Genomic DNA, 14,409 nt, shown 5'->3' on the forward strand with positions numbered 1-14,409 from the left:
AATGTCAAAATCCAAAACACTCAAATCCCAAGCAATGTGTTTTTGGCCTTGTCGGCAGACATCTGTCGGCGTTTTGAATTTTACTACTTTAAACATTAGGTTTTGTTTCGTGGTGAACCACTCCCGCTGGTCGTTATTTCCTGCGGAAATTATATTTCCTCTTCGCTCCAATGGGGTCTTTAGGATTTGCCATTCCGCTTCGCTTCATTGCCGCCTCTTCGAGTCGGCCTCTGCGTTGCCATTCGCTTCGCTCATTGCTTTGCATTCGCAAAGCCCGTCTCCCTTCGGTCGGCTCGGCGGTCGCACTTCCCGAATTTCGGGGAGAAATTCGGGCTAGATACTTTTGCATGCGCTCACATACGCTTCGATATTTTCCCACGGCACTTCCGGTTCGAGCATATGGGTCGGGCAACAAAACAGTCCGCCTTTATCGCCCGCGATTTCCAGATTGCGCTTCACTTCGGCCTTCACCTCTTCCGGCGTACCGTGCGGCATGAGCTGCTGCGTACCGATCGTGCCGTTAAACGAAATGCGACCGCCATATTCCTCGAAGATTTCCTTAAAGTCCATGCACTCCGGTTGAACCGGATTGAGGATATCCACGCCCGCCTCAATCAGGTCATTGATGAACGGCTTGCAGAATCCGCAGGAGTGGTAGCTGATCAGAATATCGGGCTTCACTTCTTTGGCTGCGGCAATCACTTTCGCCAGGCGCGGTTTCAGCCACTCCTGATACATCTCATTAGACATCATCGGCGAGTCCTGCATGCCGATATCATCGCCCAGCCCGAGAATATCCACTCCGGCCGCGGCAAACTTACGGACACGAAAACAGGCCAGATCCGTGATCTTATCCAGCAGATACGTCGCCTTTTCATCCTCCATCGCCATATCCACAAACAGCTCGTCCATACTGCGCAGATACCACGCGGTTTCCCAGATCGTGCATTCCGCCCAGACAAAAACCGCCAGCCCCTGATCCTGAATCGCCTTCACCTGTTCCGGCAGGTAGGAAAAATCCATGTTTTCAAAATCGGGCCACGGGTAGTTCTGTAACTCTTCGAGCTCCTCGAAATTCTTCATCGGATGATGCATACGAGTCATATGCTCGGAGTTCGGGTTCTCCTCATGCGCCACGCCCCAGCCGTCAAATTTCTTATCGTAGGTGAAGCCGTCCGGATAAAAGTCGTGCCAGTCGACGTTGCGCTCCGGAATGCGCCATATTTCGTCAAAGTTCCACGCAAAACCGGGATCGTAAATAATGCGGTACGGTGCACCGAAATGCTCCAGATAATCGGTCTTGCCCGGATAACGGCGCTTGAATTCCTCTTCCAGCGACGGACAGAAATGCATTCCGACCGGAACCTCTTCGCATCCTTCGCGCCGATACAGTTTCAGTAGATTTTCTCGTTTAGTCATTCTGTTGCTCATTTTTTTTGCTGATAGCGCAAATGCATTCCAGTTATCGGATATGAGCCTGAATCGATTCGAGATAAGCGAGATCTCCCGCCGTCAGGATTTTGTGCGGAATATTCGCTTCCGTTCCGTCGGGTTGCCTCACGGTGATGACGACCTTCCCCGTTTGGGTCTTGAACATCTTCACGAAGGAACCTTCCTTCTGTTTTTTACGGTTCCCCTCGACCCACATCCGAACGAGATTAGGATCACCTTTCTCTTTCGGTTTTGTAACGATTTTTTTCGGAGTGGGCATCGCTTCCCCTCCAAGCACCTGTGCGGTAATGCCATGGGTCACAATGAGCGTCGCGCCGTTCCCGTCAACCAGGTAGTTCGTGGGCAGCGTGCCCTCCCCGACATGCAGGTAGTTTTTCAACTCCAGCATCTGTCCGCCCTTAACCGGAATCTTAACGATGCCGTCGTAGCACAGGCGCTGCCCGCTGAGAAAATAGGTTCCCTCGCGCAACAGGCAAAAATCATAACCGTCGGCTTGTGCCGGGAGCATCGTAACGGCCAGCGGAAGGAGCCAGTCCGGCATGAGCGGCGCAGCGAGCGCAAACTGACTGGTACATATTTCTCCGACCTTTACAACGGCCTGCCCGTTACGCACCTCACCGGTTTCCGTGTAGACGTTCAGGCCTTCCATCGATTGGGAAACCGGATCCGTCGTCGAAGTGAGCTTCCACGAACGAACGCCGGCCAACAGGTCACCGTTCAACTCAAAGCGGGCTTCGCAGCTGCTGCCAGGCTGAATGGAATAAACGCAGGAAACCGCACCGGCTCCCATTCGGGCAACCCTGAGCTGACCGTACTCTTTAGTCATATCGATCAGCGTGTAATCGACGTTGCCGCCGGTCGCGGTCTTCGGCGGAACATAGGTCTTGAGGAATTTAGCAAACCCCTGCGCGACGTAGCAGTCGCCGTTTTCTGTGGCCGCCCAGAGAGGCAGCTGTCCGGCAGCGGCCAGCGCGGCAGTCATGGACGTGTTTCGAATAAAATCGTGACGGTTAAACATAAAGCGCCTCCCCTCTGCTGATCGCATCATACATCTTCAACATCGTCTGGAAATTCGCCATAGACGCGTCGGCTGTATCGGCATATTTGGGCGTCACCTGTCCACCGTTGAGGCAGACGGTGATTTTTCCGAGATAATCGCGCAGGTATTCCAGATGCTTTTCCTTCGCCTGCCTGCCGGCATCGGTGGCAGCGAGATTGTTGATCTGGAACGGATCATTTATCCGATCAAAAACCTCCCATTGTCCGTCGTGGCGGAAGTTGCATTGATAGCGCTCACTGATCACCGACGCACCGAACCCGCCCTTGCCGGATTCGCAGACCACATAGTCGCGCCACGGCTCCTGCTCCCCGGCCAGCAGCGGCAGGAAACTGCGCGCAACCGACACGCCCGGCATCGGAGCGCATCCAGCGATCTCGCAAACCGTCGCCCCGATGTCGATGCCACTCACCAGATGGGAGCGATCCACCGTTCCGGGATTCGCAATCCCCGGCCCTTCGCAGATCAGCGGCACACGCATGGTGTTGTCGTCGAGATACCCCTTCGACACCCGCCCCTTGTTGGCGGCCCCTTCCCCGTGATCTGCGCTGAAGATAAAGAGCGTATTATCGGCAAATTTGGATGCGCGCAGCGTGTCCCAGATGCGCTTGGTAATGGTGTCGATCATCTCCGTCTGCCGCGAGTATTGGTAGAGATAATAGCGCCAGTCGGCCTCGGTCCAATCCTTGAGCCACTTGCTTTCCGCGCCATTGAAATTTTTAGGTAGCGGGGGCGATTCGATGGACAGGTCGCCCGAAGCCCCGCGGTCGCTCAACCCGTACTTTCCGTAGGTTGGAGAAAAAAAGCAGCAATCGTGTGGATTGAGCAGGCCGACATTCAGGAAGAACGGCTTTTCCCCGCTATAGTTATTCAGGAAAGCCATGGCGCTGCGCCCGACGCCGGCATCGTTCGCCTCCCCGTGCCCCGAACCTTTGTCCAGCAGTTCAAACCCATCTTCCACCCTGATCCGGCTGACGTGCCACTTACCGGCATAGACCGGCAGGTAGTCCGCCTTGTCGCGCAGCCAGCTTCCAAGGTTTGGAAACTCCGTTCCCATCACATACTGGTTGCGCAACACGCCCGTCTCCGCGACCGTGCGCGAGGTATACCAGCTGGAACGCGACGGCACACACTGTGGGCCGGCGCAGTAGCTGTTAATGAAAGTGCGTCCCCTCGACGCAATATGATCCAGCCCCGGCGTGCGGGTAAACGTTGCGGGCCGGTTGGCCCCCGTTTCGCCATAGGCGCTGAGCACATTGGCCGTCAACTGGTCAACATGCAGAAACACAATGTTTTTTCTTCTATCCATAAATCAAATCCCAGAACTTTCTAGAGAGATACAAACACGCCTCGCCTAAAGGCAGAACAACATGTCTTTTTCACAACCGCCCAAGAGCGGGACTACATACATTACACCTTTTATTCAGATCGACTCGCCCGCCAAAATGGCACCGTGGGTTTTCAGCAAGGCTTTGAGATCATCTAGCGGAACGGCACCCGGCGAGGTCTGCTTTTCAACCGCCAGCGCGGCGGCAGCACCCGCCGCCTGCCCCATGGCCATGCAGGAAGCCTGAACACGTAACGCCGAGTTCGCCAGGCGGTCACTCGACACACAACGGCCTGCCACCATAATGTTTTTCATGCCCGCCGGAATCAACGCACCCAACGGAACGGTCGGCACGATGCCGGGCTTCAGTTTTTTGCCCACCAACTTTCCTCCGGTATGGAGATCAATGGGATAAAAGGAATTGCAGATCGACTCCTCATACATTTTCCCGGATACGAAGTCCGCCTCGGTAATAAATGCTTCGCCCTGAATCCGATAACTCTCACGGAACGAGGTTTCGGGCTGCAGGTGCATCATTTGCAGCCCCTTATGTTTTTTAAGATTCTGGCGCAACTTCTTGAGAACGCCTTTTCTTCCAGCGAGGTTCGCCTCCGTGACCGTCTGGGAATTGGTCGAGTCGGCATCATGAACATAAATACGTTGGCATTGCCCTCTGCCGGGCTCATGCGGCTTACCCATCTTATATAGAAACGATCCGGGTTGAGTCTCCTCTTCGCGCAGACGTGTTCCGCCGGCCAGGCCGACCACTTCGGCTCCGCCGGTGCAGTCAATAAGCTGCCTGCATTTTACCGTGCGCTGCGTTCCGAATCCGGCACAGTCCACCGTCCAGCCCCCGGCCGTTTTCGTCACGTTTATCGGGAATTCGTAATAGGCAATTTTAACGCCGGCCATTTCACACTTTTCCTCGGCCAGCAGCGCATAGAGGTACTGATTGATTTGAACCTGATTTTTCCAGTGGGGTTTCTCATAAACTGAAAAGTCGGGCATTTCGCCGGCGTCGAGTTCGACGCTCTCTTTTACCAGTTCCCAGCCGATGCCGCCGATCACCTGTTTACCCCATGCGTCAAAAATCCCCGGCCATGCCACCCCCCCGGTGGTCATCGTTCCGCCCAACTGGGTGCCGCGCTCGACAATCATCGTCTGTGCGCCCGCGCGCGCCGCCTGAATCGCTGCAACCACACCGGCGGTTCCGCCGCCAACCACCAGCACATCCACTTCATTGCTGACCGAACCGGTTACGGGCTTCTGTTTAACAGGAACCATGCCGGACTGTTTTGCTTTTGCGGTCGCTGCCAGCGCAACTCCCGCCGCTGACACCTGCATAACTGTACGTCGTCCAATGTTTTTCACGATTACCTCGGTTTTTTTTATTCCGTGTTCACTTTTTTATAACCACACCAGCAAAATACAATCTGTCATATATATAGACTTGTATCAATCCCATTATGCGATTAAAACCAATCATCGTCAGTGCGCCCGGTCGGGGACCGAGCCTACATTAGCCCCCTACTTCGGATAATCGGCGGGATCGAAGCCTTTGCTGCTGCCGTCGCGGCGCAGGCGGTTGAGGTAGGCCGTCAGGCGGTCGTAGACATCCTGGCGTTCCACAAAAATGTTCTGCTCTTCGGTGATATCCTTCGAGAGCTTATAGACCTGTTTGCTGTTTTCCCCGCCCCATCCATCATAGTGCCTTTTCACGTGCTCCATCAGCTGGGGAATGAGCGCGCGCTCTTCGATCACCTTATACTCGCCATCACGGATCATAAAGGTGCCGATCGCCGACGTGGAGACGACCGGCGGACGGACCGGTTCATCGATCGGCTGATTGCCGAGCAGCACCGGGGCGATACTGAAACTGTCTTCAATATATTCCCGATGGCCAAACGGGTATCCGATAATTTCGCCGAGCGTCGCGATGATATCCACGCCGCTCACCACCTGCGCAGATTCCGTTCCGGCCGGAATGTTCCCTGCCCAGCTGGCGATCAGTGGAACGCGGACACCGCCTTCATAGATGACATGTTTGCGTCCGCGCAGCTCGCCGTTGATCCGGTGTCCTTTTCGCGCGGCCTCCGCATGGGGCAGCGTTCCGCTTTCCCCGACATAGAGCCCGCCGTTGTCGGAGGTGAAAAGAATAATCGTGTTGTCCATCACGCCCTTGGCTTCAAGCGCGGAAAGAATCCGGCCGACATGGTGATCGAGCTGCTGGATAAAATCGCCGTACGGCCCGCATTCACTGCTGCCTTTGAACGGATCGGACGGTGTAATCGGAATGTGCGGTTCCACGGATGAATAGTAGAGGAAGAACGGTTGGCCTTCCGGTACCGATTCGATGAATTCCACTGCTTTATCGGCCACGCGCGGACCGCATTCAAATTTATCCCGCAACGGCGAAACCCCGCGCGTTTCCCACTTCGGATGCGTTCCTTCCAGACGCACCTTTTCGCCGGGAATGCGATCCACCACCGCATGGCCTTCCACATAAATGTAGGGAACATTTTCGTGATTGGCCGGCAGGCCGTAAAAGGAATCAAAGCCCGCTTCGAGCGGCCCGGGCATCAGCGGCTTGTCCCAATCCACGGTGTGGCGCATGCCGAAGCCGAGGTGCCACTTGCCGAAATATCCGGTGCGGTAGCCGCTGTTCTGGAATAGGGTTCCAAGGGTTGGACGCCCCGGCTCAAGATGGTATGGCGCATCCCAGTTAATGACCCCGCACTTTTCGCCCGTCCGCCAGTCATAGCGGCCGGTCATAATGGCATAACGACTCGGCGAGCAAATCGCGCCCGGCGCATAGGCATCGGTAAAGCGCATGCCGGTTTTCGCGATGCGGTCAATGTTCGGCGTCTTGATTCTGGTCGCGCCGTAACAGCCCAAATCCCCGTAGCCCAGATCATCCGCCAAAATTAAAACCACGTTAGGCGAACGTGACGCACCAAAAGCCGTGCTCATCAGAAAGGTTGCAACCCAGGCGGTTGCCCATTTTTTGTTCAAATACTTCATTCTAATCCTTCATCTGTGTGTTTATTTATAGTCCAGTCGGGTCGGGTACAGCATACCGATCATTTGAGTCGATACGAGACAAACGCCAGCCTGCGGCTGTCGGGTGCCCATGAATTGACATTCATCGTGCCCTGCCCTCCAAAGAGTTTTACGATGGTTTTAGACGCGCCTCCCCCGGCCGGGACAAGGCGAATTTCAACCTGTTTATTCGGTGGATGATCACCCGCTTCGACATCATCCTTACCGTAAGCGATGTAGGCGACCCACTGCCCATCCGGTGAGACGTGCGGAAACCAGCAGTTGGCTTCCTCCCGGACCATATGGGTTTGCTTCGAACCATCTACAGCCATGCGCCAGATCTGCATCAGACCGGTGCGCGTGGAGTTAAACCAGACATGCTTTCCGTCCGGTGAATATTCGGCACCATCATCCAGACCGGGTTCATCGGTGAGCTGCGTTTCCGCGCCGCCGTTGACCGGGATCGTGTAAATATCGTATTGCCCATCCCTTTCGGCACAGTAGGCGATTCGCTCCCCATCGGGAGACCAGCCATGCAGGTAACTGGGTCCCCTTTCGGTGACAAGGGTCGGCATACCGCCCGCCAACGGCAGCGTGTAAATGCGCGATACGGCATCTTCATTCGTGAAATGACTGATGGCAAGCTGACGGTTATCCGGCGACAGCACGTGGTCGTTATTGCAGTCCATCGCAAAGCCGGTATCGATCTCCCTCACCTCGCTGGTTGCCAGTTCGTAGGTGAACATTTTTCCCCGGCTGTTGTAGACTAGGGTTTTACCGTCCCGCGTCCAGTTGGGCGCCTCGATGACGTGATCGAATTCCTTAAGCACCGTGCGTTCGCCCGTATGGACATCCACGATTTCGAGCATGCTGTACGAGTCCCGCTCGGCGAGCAAACTGCGCAGGGTTTCGATAGTCATAACAGGTTGGACGCAACGATTGGCGACACACATCTATTTTTTCCTTATACTCGAGGTTTCTGCAAACTCCTACGGGGTTACACACTCCGGATTTTTAATCTCTTCAATCAGCCATTTGGTAAATCCGAGCACGGAGTGCGGGTCGGATTCGGGGCCGATGGGACGAAAGCGTCCGCTGCCATTCGGGAAAGTGTTCAAATAGTAATGCATGTTCGGATGGTGCTTCGGCAGTCCGGCTGCCCAATAGGTTTCGAGCCAGTCGCGCTCGATAAACTCATAGTACCTTTTCTTATCCGCCTTCCAGATGATCGGGCCGTAATAGAAGATGTATTCTTTATTCTGAGCCAGAGTCCATTTTGCGCCCCGGATCACTTCTTCCGGGTTCGACCAGCCGGTTTTAAGCGGCCAGTGGCGGTTGAACTGGTGGCACTCATAGGCGACGCCGTCCATTTTTTCGATGAGCGGATGCACGCGCGGATCGTCAGCAAAAAACGAAGGATGCTCCACCATCATAATCAGCTTGTAATTATCATGCTTGATCAGCCCCTGTTTGTGAGCGTCTTTGAACAACTGACGGATATTGGCGACATCTTCCTCGTAGAGAATACGGGTGTCTTCCTTGAACGGCCCCGGCTTGGCATCCGGATGTCCCCGATGTATTGCCAGCCGGTATTCGCGAGCCATTAAAATGTGATCGACGATTCCTCCCGCCGCTTCCCATTTTTTGATTTTTTTAATCAGCGTGTTTTTTTGAGGGTCAAGAACATCCCATTTCTCGTCAATTCCCCAATAATGCTCAAAAAACATCCGCCTGGTTTTAAAATCGCCATCCAGCCAACCTTTGATGACATCCACATGTTCGGCACAAAAAGGATAGTTTCCTTTCTGGTCGGCATAGGTCGGGGTACCGTGCCAGGAGCCGCCATGCACACTTTTCCAGTCCGCTTTGGTTCGGGAAAGTGGACGGAGCCCGACAAACCCATGCGTGTTGGTTTGCGCCTGCACCAAATGGAGTGCAAAAAACACCGTCCCTAAAAAACAGCTACTCACCCTTAACTGATTCATCAGGCTTTCCCCTTCTTCGCTTTCTTCTTCCGGTTGCCCGCTTTTTCCCCGGGAGCCTCCGCCTCGGGCGGCGGCGTGTAATCGCTGCTTCCATCGTCGTTGCGCGCAAACTTAAATGCCTCCGTGTCGCCGGTTGTCTCGCACCACTCCGCAAGCAGTTTCCGATGACCCCGCAGGATTTCCTTGTATTCGGGGTGATCAACCAGGTTTCGCATTTCGCCGGGATCCTTCTTCAGATCGACCAAAGACTCTTTACTGGCGGGATCAGAGAAGGTGGTATACTTGTAGTTCTCCGTCCGGAGCATCCGCCACTTGGCATCTTCCGACACGACATACTCGCGCCAGTCGGTGACGGCTTTACCTTCAGCAACCGGGCGCAGGCTTTTACCGATAAGGTGTTCGGGTATTTCGACACCGGCATAGTCGCAGATCGTCGGCAGGATATCGAGTCCAGTGGAAACGAGGTGTTCCCCGTCGACCTGACCGGCAGGAATGCCCCCTTTGTATTTCATGATAAACGGAACGCCAACCGACTCCTCATAAGGAAAGGATTTACTGGCCAGTCGATGGCTTGCATCCATATTACCGTGGTCACTGGTGAAAATTATCAGCGTGTTCTCTTCCAGACCGGCCTGTTTCAATCCGTCCAGAATCTTACCGATTTCACCATCCACCCGTTCGGTGAGCCGGTGGTAGATGTAGCGATTAATCCGCCATGCTTTCTCGACATACTCGGTGCGCATCGTCATCGACGGCGTTACCGCCGTGGTGCTCAGTTTTGCCTGAATCCCGGAAGGCTCCCCGACCTGTATGCCGTAGTTGTCGGGAAGCGGCGGCAGTTCATCCAGCGGCATCGCCATCGCCTCATCGTAAAGGTTCTTCACGGGAGATTTACCCGTTGCATGCGCCTTGTGGGCGAAACAGATATCGTGCGGGTTGATAAATGACGCCACCGCGAAGAAGGGCTTCTCCCGCTCCTGCGTGATGAATTCAAGGCAGGCTCCCGGCAACAGGTCCCGCTGGTCTTTGAAATAGGTGCCATATCCTGCGCCATGATCACTGTCAGGCCTCAGTTGCCCGCACATATGCACCTTTCCGCCATAGAAGGTGTCATAACCGGCGCGCTTCATGATTTTCCCCATTGAGTTCTCATCAATGTGCGGGGCAAGTTTTGCTTTTGATGCCGTTTTATTATCTCCCCCGCCAAAGCGGCCGGGCATCATACCGGTTGCCATGCTCATCCGGCTCGGCACGCACACCGGATTTGCAGCGTAGGCGCTCGCAAAGCGAACGCCTTCCGCCGCCAAGCCATCCAGATGCGGCGTGTTCAACCACTTGTTGTCCGCACAACTCATCATGCGGTCATGCTGCTGGTCACTCATGATAAAAAGTATATTCGGCCTCTTTTTCAAACCTGTTGCTGCCCGCAGCATCGACGGCACCATCAGGGCCCCACTGCTGGCCGCAGTTGTTTTTAATAATGATCTACGTTGCATCATGCACCACCTGTTTCCTTTTTTACGGGGCTGCCAAATGTTGATTTCAACTTCAAACGCCTCGGTTCATCCACATTAATAAAAGGTACTGAATTTCCAGTCACCGGGCCGGGCACTGAACTTGATGTAGTGTTCCGTCTCCTCCACAAAACGCAGCCCATTGGGTAATTGCGTCGCTTGTCCGTCCTCCCAAACGGTTTCTCCATTTGCGGTGATGTGCTTGACGGAGCCCCCCGATGGTTTGGGCAGCCCGACCATCGCCTCGGTGTGTTCCGGTGAAACCAGGTTTATGGAGAACGCGTCCGTCTGATTATGGAGTTCCAGTTTAATGTCACCTTTTACCGACGGAACGATGGTTTTAATAAACTGAAGCGACCCCATTTGCGGCAGGACCTGATACGTTTCATATCCCGGCGTTACCGGCGCGACGCCCGCGCCATACTGAGATAACAACGTCAGCATTCCGCCGCTCCAGGCGTGATTGATGGTTCCGCCGCCGAAGCCCTTCCGGCCGATTTCCCACCCTTCAAAGAGCGTCGTGTATTCGTGCGCGGTCATATAGTTGTAGCGTTTCTTGGCGCGAGCAATGGCGTCCTCTTCAAAACGCATTTGATAGAGCGCCTCGCCGACATACTTTTCCATATAGGGACTGCAGTGTTCCTCCGTGCGAAAGACTTCAAGAATCGCGGGATACTGCTCCGGCTGGGCGAGACCGGAGATGACCGCCAGCGCGTGAGCACGGTCATCGGTCGACCCTTTGTAGCCGGGCGAGCGGTACTCTTTTCCGGTCCAGAAGGTTTTGTTGAAGTTCGCTTCTATGCTTTTCATTCGGGCCGTGATGACCGGAATATCGGCCGTTTCACCCACGGCTTCCGCCATCAGCTTCTGCCCCTTGAGCGCCAGATAAAACCAGCCGTTATAAAGGATCGTCATATCCTTGTCCTTGCCCCAGTCGCCCCAGGTCCAGCCGCCTTTGCGCGGGATAACAAGTCCGTCGTCTCCGATCTGCCAGACTTCCAGATAACGTTTCACGCCCGGATAAACCGTGCGGATGGTTTCGAGGTCGCCCGAATAGAGGTAATAGGTCCAGAAGCCGAAATAACCGACGGAGTTGAGCATCTGCATCGGTAGTTCCCGTGTATAGTTCCCGGGTACCGGTGAAAAAATCGTACCGTCATCTTTCTGCCAATTCATCAGTTCGAGAATGCCCTTTTGGGCGAGGTCACTGCTGCGTGGATCCAGCACATAGAATGCCTCGCCGAGTTCGTTCACCGCATCGCCCCACCACTGAGCACGCTCGCGGTCCGGGCAATCAAAATAGGTATCCCGCATCGTAACATAAAGCGTGCGCAGGGCTTTCTGACGGTAGCGGTTGAAAAATTCATCGTCGCACTCAAACGTACCGGTAAATTCCGTATCGTATCCGGTTTCACGATACTTCAGGGCCAGGATTTTGAAGCCGGCGGGAATCGTATAGTGCATTTCATGCCCGTTCATCCAGCCGAGGCTTTCGTATTCCTGCACACCTGCGCGGGTCACATATTCCGCCCGGACATTGGGCGGACCGCCCCCGCGATAGTTGTCCATCCGCAGATCGATAAGCTGCCCCGCCGGGCCTTCCACTTTCAAATACGGTGTAATCTGCGCGTTGTACGGAAGCTTGGCGATTATGGGTTCGCCCGTGGAAACCGACGGCAGCTCGTCGACATTCACATAATCTTTCAATCCGAAATCTTTCCACAACGGAATCGGACGGAGTATCAGGTTATTCCAAGGGTCACACGGCACCGTTCCATACTCAGTCGCCGCCAGCCATTGGGAATCATCAAAGCCGGGCATCTGCCAATCCAACATATCTTTTTGAGCATCAAAGCGGATGTTGGATTCGGGCAAACGAATGTTCGGGTGAGGCGCCCCGGTGAAACCATAAGCCGGGTGAATGATCGTCTTCCAGCTCGCATCACTCAACAGCGGTTTATCGTCGATGCTTGCATCAAAAATCAGGCCGGCCTTGCCACTGTCATTATGGCTGAACCCGCTTTTCCCGAAATACCAGACGAGCAGCGCGATCGTGTTGTCGCCCTTTTTCAGGTGGGCGGACAAATCGACGGTATCATAATAGGTATCCTTCGGGTTTGGCCCGCGTTTGAGCTGTCCCTCAAAGACGACCTGCTCGCCGTTGATCCAGAGCCAGTACTTGGAATCGACAGCGATCTTTGCAACCGCATGATCCGGAGCCTTGTCGAGCTTTATACCTTTTCTGAAGCACGTCCAGTAACCTGAAGGTTTCGGCATCTTCTTTTTACGTTTTTTGTCAGGGACTCCTTCTTTCACCGCTTCAGGATTCGGTGTTATTTCAATCCCCGTTCCGTCAACCCCGATCCACGACGCCTGCCACGAATCCGCGCCAGACACCATTAAAACAGATCCCGCAAAAGCGGCCCCGATCCATCGTTTATCAATCATTCTTCATCTCCGTAAACCCTTTGACTCGCAGGTCGCGAAACGGATAGGGACGTTGGTCCTGCGCTGCATCGTAATCAGGGTTCAGCTGCGGCAGATAGTGCGGCTTTACATTTTCCTTCAGCCAGCCCTGCATCGTTGCAAACAGCGCCTCCGTCACTTCAGGCAGTTGCTTCGCGAGATCCTTTTTCTCGTATGGATCTTCAACAATGTTGTAGAGCTCCAGCTTGCCGTGCCAGTCCCAGATCAGCTTATAATCCCCTTTGCGCATCGCGGTGTGGGGTGTTAGCGGAAGCCCATTATCGGGGTGCATCACTTTCACATTGTACGGATAGTGCCAGACGATCGTTCGGTCGCCACCGTCCGCTTTGGGGTTTGCCAGGATTCCGGTCAAATCCTTACCGTCGAGATCGGCGGGGATTTTGTTTCCCGTGATGGACGCAAGTGTCGGCAGGTGGTCGTACATCGAAACCACGGAATCGCACCAGACGCCCCCTTCATATTTTCCCGGCAGATAGTAGACCATCGGCACGCGGACGCCGCCCTCGTACATGGTGGCTTTGCCGCCCTTGAATGGCGCATTGTCCGTCGACTTCGTATATTCCGCACCGCCGTTATCCGATGCAAAAACGATCAGCGTGTTCTGATCCAGCCCCTGCGCTTGAAGTGTCTCCATGATGCGCCCGACCGAGTCGTCGAGGTGTTTAATCATCGCCGCATACGTCACATTTTCATGACCCAGCGTTCCTTTTTGCGGCTTGTCGGCAAAAAGCTGTTTGGTTTCTTCGGGCGCCTGCAGCGGGGTGTGCACCGCAAAGTGACAGAAGTAGAGAAAGAACGGTTTTTGAGCAACGCCCTTCTTCTGTTCAGCACCGTAGTTATCAATGAAATCGACCGCAAGATCGGTCAGGTGATCGGTGAGGTATTCCCCCTCATACCGGTCAGCTTGTTTTTTCTTTCCCTTTTTTCCTTTGGCGTAATAGGCATGTGCTCCCGCATCTTTGCACCAGGGCACTTCATCAAAACCGTGGGCGGCCGGCTGCAGGTCTTCGACATTATGCCCTCCCACATGCCATTTTCCGATAAAGACCGAATGGTGGCTGTCCAGCACGTTCGGCAGATTGAACGGCGACGGAGCCAACCCGGTATTGGATTTTCCGTTCAGCCAGGCCTGTTGGTGTTTAATGGGATCTTTGTGATCAATCGCATCATGCGGACTGTACCCCGCCGGCACGGTCATCTTTTTATGATAATAGGTCGGCGTGTTCGGGGTTGCCGTTGTGAATCCTGAACGGGCCGCGTTTTTACCCGTCAAAATGGAGGCCCGGGTCGGGGAACAGAGCGGGTTGGCATACGCCTGCGAAAAAGCAATCCCTTTGCTGACCAACTGATCGAGATGCGGGGTTTCATAAAACAGCTCGCCGGTTCTCTTTCCGGTGAAATGGCCGGCAAAGGCCGCCACATCATTAATCCCGAGATCATCGGCCAGGATAAAAACAATATTGGGTTTCTGCTCTGCAGCCGAAACAACGGAAGCAACAACCAATCCACTCACTATCCAGTTAAACACATTTTTCATCATTCCTGATC

General features: G+C 54.5%; 10 protein-coding genes. All 10 read right to left on the reverse strand.

Annotated features, from left to right (window positions below):
• Positions 1–333: 333 nt before the first annotated feature.
• Positions 334–1,419, reverse strand: coding sequence for a uroporphyrinogen decarboxylase family protein (locus E9954_RS10680; protein ID WP_136079160.1), 1,086 nt, complete (start codon positions 1,417–1,419; stop codon positions 334–336).
• A gap of 43 nt (positions 1,420–1,462) precedes the next feature.
• Positions 1,463–2,470, reverse strand: coding sequence for a hypothetical protein (locus E9954_RS10685; protein ID WP_136079161.1), 1,008 nt, complete (start codon positions 2,468–2,470; stop codon positions 1,463–1,465).
• Positions 2,463–3,818, reverse strand: coding sequence for a sulfatase family protein (locus E9954_RS10690; protein WP_136079162.1), 1,356 nt, complete (start codon positions 3,816–3,818; stop codon positions 2,463–2,465). Before E9954_RS10690 ends, E9954_RS10685 begins: the two co-directional genes overlap by 8 nt.
• Before the next feature lie 114 nt (positions 3,819–3,932).
• A complete protein-coding gene (locus E9954_RS10695; RefSeq protein ID WP_222847141.1) occupies positions 3,933–5,207 on the reverse strand; it encodes an FAD-dependent oxidoreductase in 1,275 nt (424 codons plus the stop codon).
• Between the two features lie 156 nt (positions 5,208–5,363).
• Positions 5,364–6,857 carry a sulfatase family protein gene (locus E9954_RS10700; RefSeq protein ID WP_136079163.1) on the reverse strand — a complete coding sequence of 498 codons (1,494 nt, stop codon included), beginning with the start codon at positions 6,855–6,857 and terminating at the stop codon, positions 5,364–5,366.
• A gap of 59 nt (positions 6,858–6,916) precedes the next feature.
• Entirely contained in the window at positions 6,917–7,795 is an 879-nt protein-coding gene (locus E9954_RS10705) for a TolB-like translocation protein (protein WP_136080214.1), read from the reverse strand.
• Between the two features lie 69 nt (positions 7,796–7,864).
• On the reverse strand, positions 7,865–8,860 hold the full coding sequence (locus tag E9954_RS10710) for a hypothetical protein (RefSeq protein ID WP_222847143.1): 996 nt from the start codon (positions 8,858–8,860) through the stop codon (positions 7,865–7,867).
• On the reverse strand, positions 8,860–10,359 hold the full coding sequence (locus E9954_RS10715; protein WP_136079164.1) for a sulfatase family protein: 1,500 nt from the start codon (positions 10,357–10,359) through the stop codon (positions 8,860–8,862). Before E9954_RS10715 ends, E9954_RS10710 begins: the two co-directional genes overlap by 1 nt.
• Before the next feature lie 72 nt (positions 10,360–10,431).
• Positions 10,432–12,822, reverse strand: coding sequence for an alpha-L-rhamnosidase-related protein (locus E9954_RS10720; RefSeq protein WP_136079165.1), 2,391 nt, complete (start codon positions 12,820–12,822; stop codon positions 10,432–10,434).
• The gene (locus E9954_RS10725) at positions 12,815–14,401 is read right to left on the reverse strand and encodes a sulfatase (protein ID WP_136079166.1); all 1,587 of its coding nucleotides are present in this window, start codon (positions 14,399–14,401) and stop codon (positions 12,815–12,817) included. Before E9954_RS10725 ends, E9954_RS10720 begins: the two co-directional genes overlap by 8 nt.
• Positions 14,402–14,409 lie beyond the last annotated feature (8 nt).

The organism is Pontiella desulfatans (assembly GCF_900890425.1).
Lineage (GTDB): Bacteria > Verrucomicrobiota > Kiritimatiellia > Kiritimatiellales > Pontiellaceae > Pontiella > Pontiella desulfatans.

Coding starts and splice junctions, on each gene's coding strand:
- E9954_RS10680 (WP_136079160.1), bottom strand. CDS start 1,419: ATGACTAAACGAGAAAATCTACTGAAACTGTATCGGCGCGAAGGATGC.
- E9954_RS10685 (WP_136079161.1), bottom strand. CDS start 2,470: ATGTTTAACCGTCACGATTTTATTCGAAACACGTCCATGACTGCCGCG.
- E9954_RS10690 (WP_136079162.1), bottom strand. CDS start 3,818: ATGGATAGAAGAAAAAACATTGTGTTTCTGCATGTTGACCAGTTGACG.
- E9954_RS10700 (WP_136079163.1), bottom strand. CDS start 6,857: ATGAAGTATTTGAACAAAAAATGGGCAACCGCCTGGGTTGCAACCTTT.
- E9954_RS10705 (WP_136080214.1), bottom strand. CDS start 7,795: ATGACTATCGAAACCCTGCGCAGTTTGCTCGCCGAGCGGGACTCGTAC.
- E9954_RS10710 (WP_222847143.1), bottom strand. CDS start 8,860: ATGAATCAGTTAAGGGTGAGTAGCTGTTTTTTAGGGACGGTGTTTTTT.
- E9954_RS10715 (WP_136079164.1), bottom strand. CDS start 10,359: ATGATGCAACGTAGATCATTATTAAAAACAACTGCGGCCAGCAGTGGG.
- E9954_RS10720 (WP_136079165.1), bottom strand. CDS start 12,822: ATGATTGATAAACGATGGATCGGGGCCGCTTTTGCGGGATCTGTTTTA.
- E9954_RS10725 (WP_136079166.1), bottom strand. CDS start 14,401: ATGATGAAAAATGTGTTTAACTGGATAGTGAGTGGATTGGTTGTTGCT.